General features: G+C 48.4%; 2 protein-coding genes. One reads left to right on the forward strand and one right to left on the reverse strand.

Annotated features, from left to right (window positions below; all coding sequences use genetic code 11):
- Positions 1–123 precede the first annotated feature (123 nt).
- Positions 124–3,462 (forward strand): TonB-dependent receptor plug domain-containing protein, encoded by a 3,339-nt coding sequence (locus O3C43_24755; GenBank protein MDA1069700.1) that lies wholly within the window; start codon positions 124–126, stop codon positions 3,460–3,462.
- Positions 3,463–3,651: 189 nt separating this feature from the next.
- On the opposite strand, the gene O3C43_24760 is transcribed toward O3C43_24755, so the two are convergent.
- On the reverse strand, positions 3,652–4,480 hold an 829-nt coding region (locus O3C43_24760; protein ID MDA1069701.1), incomplete at its 5' end, for a sulfatase-like hydrolase/transferase.

Below are 4,480 nucleotides of genomic sequence, written 5' to 3' on the forward strand. Positions count from 1 at the left end.
CTGAGCCAAAATCCCGCATCGTGGCCAGAAATAAATTGACATGCGGCCAAACTCAATTATCTCACGGATCAAGTTCTATAGCTGATCAAATCACCATCAACCAACTAATTAATACAAACTCCAATGAATCATAATCCAATGTATGTTGCAAAGACCCAATGGTCGAAAACGATGGCCGCTATATTTGCGCTTAGCGTTACGAATTGGCAGGGACAACTTGCTGCCCAGGAAAATGACGAGGTTTTTGACCTCAGTCCGTTCACGGTAGAGTCCTCAGATAGTGAGGGATATGCCGCCACATCTACGTTGGCTGGAACGCGTTTAAAAACGAACCTGCGCGACATCGCTTCGTCCATTTCGGTCGTCACCAAGGATTTTCTTGAGGACACGGCCTCGACAGACTTGAAGGAGCTGTTGATCTACACAGCCGGCACCGAGGTTATCGGGCCTATTGGAAATCTTGCCAATGAAGCCGGACGAACCGGCGAAAACACGGTTTCTGAAATCTTTTCCACAAACACGGCGACTACGCGCGTTCGAGGACTCGCCAGTGCGACGCTTACGAGAAATTACTACGAAAGTCTTATTCCCATGGATTCGTACAACACGGAACGAGTCACAATTAACCGTGGGGCGAATTCCATTCTGTTTGGGGTCGGGAGTCCGGCGGGTATTATCAATAACGGACTGGTAGCACCTGTGTTCGAAAATCGGACAGAACTCACGGGGCGGGTCGGATCTTATGGATCCTACCGGGGCACTTTTGATATCGAGCGTGTGTTGGTAGAGGACAAGTTATCCGTTCGGGTTACCGGTCTATATGAAGATACTAAATTCCAGCAAGACCCTGCATTTGAAGAGGATCAAAGAATCTTTCTGGCAGCAGCCTGGAAACCAACAGAGGATCTTACCATACGTGCGAATATTGAGGGAGGGAATATAGATTCGAATCTGCCTCGGCAATTCCCCTTGGTGGACATGATTGGCATGTGGTGGGATCCGCTCGCCCATCCGAAGGGATTGATTCAACCGACTCACGATGCGACCGCCGTGGCTTCAAACGGCCCTTATTCACGTTCCTATTTTGGGCCGATGTCTTCAATTTTTGTGCCTCAGGCGGTTTGGGCAGATCCTACTTCGCCTCGTGTTGACACCTCCCGGGTTGCAAACGGAACCGCTGGTATGTTGAATCTGAAACAGCCTTTCTGGCATCCGGCTGGGAGTCCTAACAGGGACGCTGATTGGTGGGCGGCTGTCCGTGGAACGGGTCGCAATATGGAAGTCTGGAACAACGGCGCGAACTCCGCTATTTCAGGCCAATTCACTAATCATCAAATAACGGACACCTCAATAATCGATTTCAGGAATCATTTGATCGATGGAGATACGAAGGGTGAATCTTTGGATTTTGATTCGTTCAATATATCTGCAGAACATTTATTCTGGGAAGACAACATTGGGGTCGAAGTTGCCTATGATAAGCAATCCAGTTACGAGCAGAATCATCGACTCCTCAGTGGTGGTCGCTCAGAATCGCTTCAGATTGATCCAACCTCTGTGTTACCGGATGGCTCAACCAATCCAAACTTAGGTCGCCCCTTGGTGGGATTCAATAACGGATACTGGAGTAAAACGGATTCCGAGAGCGATGTTTTCCGCACCACTGCGTTCATAAATCTGAATATCTCAGACTGGATGAACAACGACGGATGGCTCAGCAAGATCGTTGGCAATCATGCCATCACTGCGCTTTATGAAGACAGGGAAGCGAGCAATTTTGTTCGTGGCGGCCCACAGGTCACTTGGGGAAAAGACTATGCCGAATTCGGAAGGAGAGCCGATAATGGACAATTTGTGAACAACACCCTTCCACGGCCCGGAGGGCAGCGCAGTTTCGGTGGAATCGTCTATCTGGGTGATTCTCTCTTTGGTGCATCCTCGCCAGCCGGAGCAAACCTCCAGGGCAGTATCCCCAACCTACAAATTGAAGACTCCTACACGATTACCGTTCACAACTATAATACGGATAGCTGGGAGAATAAAAGTTTTTCAACAGAGAAAAATGCTACGACTAACGCAAGGAAGGACCGCTTGGAGAGAGAATCTGAAGCGATCATATTCAGCAGTCGTTTTCTGGATGACCATATTGTCGCAACTTATGGTTGGCGCAAGGACACCATCAATTCCTTTGCGGAAACGGCACCGATATCCGATACTCAGTACAGCTTACTCGCCGATTCCAGTTTTCAAGTTCTGGACACATCGAGTGGAGATGAATTCAGCGATACGACATTTTCTTGGGGCGTTGTCGGCCACGCACCTCAGTCTTGGATTGAGAATTTGCCGGTTGACTCGTTCAGCATCCATTACGCGAGTGCGGAAAATCGAGTGGCCAGCGGTCGTGTTCGCCACGACGTATTTGGCCGTGACTTGTCCTCTCCTTTAGGTGAAACGGAGGAGTATGGTTTTACGGTTTCATTCCTGGAAAATAATCTATCGATTCGTGCCAATTGGTTTGAAACGGTTCAGGCTTTAAGAACGGAGACCGATTTGAGCGCACTCAACGGTCTGATTCCGTTTATACTCAATCGCGTTGGGGAAAATGCACGTGCAGTAATAGATGAAAATTTTTATGAGCAAGATGACATTGAAAACCTGGCAAATTATCCCGCTCAGCCACCCGAGATCGTGCAGGCTTGGAATATCCGGGATGATGGGACTGGGTCAGGCGCATTTGTTTGGACAGCTCCCGACAATCTGGCAACCACCAGCGATGGCGTTTCCAAGGGTTTCGAACTCGAAATGGTGGGTAATCTTGCCAGAAATTGGACAGTATCCTTGAATGCAGTACAGGTAGAAGTCACGCGCAGTAATACTGCGCCTGAATACCAGGAATACCTATACGGAACCTACAATCAAGCCCAGCTTTGGGGTCAGGATAAATTCGGTAAATATCCTTCAGCTTTAGGTAATGCTTTCAACATCGGTGAACGGATCGAACTCATTTACGAGAGTCCCTTCAATCTGGCGAGATTGCAAGATGGTGCGGGATCGGTTGACCAAATTCGTGAATGGCGGTGGAACCTTTTCACCAATTATCGGTTTGATCAGGATAGTAAGCTCAAAGGTTGGTCTGTTGGCGGCGGTGCTCGTTGGCAGGATGAAATTGCCATCGGTCATCCGCAAATATTCGATAACGACCTCAATGCCTACAAACCTGACATCAACAATCCGCACTTTGGACCAAGCGAGCTAAACATAGATAGCTTTGTGCGGTACAAGAGAAAAATTATGGATGACAAAGTCGACATGACGCTTACGCTAAACATTCGGAACCTGTTTGACGACGATGACTTGATACCTGTTGCAGCGAATCCGAATGAAGGATCCACTGGCCTCGTCGCCATTTGGCGGATACCGACCGAACGAACTTATTCGCTCAGTGCACGGTTTAGCTTCTGAGGAATAAGTCAGCGTTAATTCCGTTTTAGTTTTAAGAGAGGCCAACCTGGCAATAGGTTGGTCTCTCTTTTTAACCTTCAGGATAAACGGTTCAAGCAATAGCTTGGGATGGCAGTGATGTTATTCAGAAAATCTATCTATTTTCCGGATTGGGATTTTTGAAAGCCCCTCAACTAAGCGCAAAGTTTGTCACTGAGACTCCGATCTGGTGTTTTCTGATGTCTCCGGATTTGAAATTTTACAGAGGCGTGCCAATAAGTCGAATTGTGGATGCTTTTTGAATTCGATGGAACGAGCGTACGGTCCCAACGCTTGGATAAGTTTATCCAACTCTTCCGGATCCTGAAATAGCAGACCTTCATCTGTGCCCGGCAAGGGTGGTTCTGTTGCAGGATAGCGCTTCCAATCATCTCCCTCGATGGTATTGCCATTTTTTGCGGACCGATACCTTTCAATGCAGGCAGTTTTGAGTAGGGATAGTTGTGCCTGGCTTTTTGGATCTTGAATACAGTTCTCCAATTCCAATGGATCGTTCGCCAAGTCGTATAGCCATTCCTTGTCATCGGCGGCACTATAGATGTATTTCCAATTTCGATTGGTCGCCATATAGAGGCCAAGCGGGCCTTGGGAGAATTGACTGAAGACAATCCGGTCCTTCGCTTTATCTTTTAATACTTCTTCAAGATTGATGCCTTCTGGGCTCGGGTGCTTTACATCGTTGCCAGCGAGGTCCAGGAAAGTAGGGTAGAGGTCCAAAAGTGTGGCCGGGGTTTCGCAATGCTGGTTGGCGGGAAAGTGGTCAGGCAGACGTGCGATCATCGGCACGCGGGCTGAGGGATCCAGCATGGTGCGTTTGCCGTAGTCCCCGAAGTCTCCAAGCATTTCACCGTGATCCGAGGAGAAAATAATCAAGGTATTGTCTATCTCGGGACCGAGTGCATCGAGAATACGGCCAAAACGTTTAACCATCCCCGTAAACATATCCGTGTGGCGTTGGAGCGATGGCGGGATGTCGCCG

The sequence above is a fragment of the Verrucomicrobiota bacterium genome (assembly GCA_027622555.1).
GTDB lineage: Bacteria > Verrucomicrobiota > Verrucomicrobiia > Opitutales > UBA2995 > UBA2995.

Coding starts and splice junctions, on each gene's coding strand:
- O3C43_24755 (MDA1069700.1), top strand. CDS start 124: ATGAATCATAATCCAATGTATGTTGCAAAGACCCAATGGTCGAAAACG.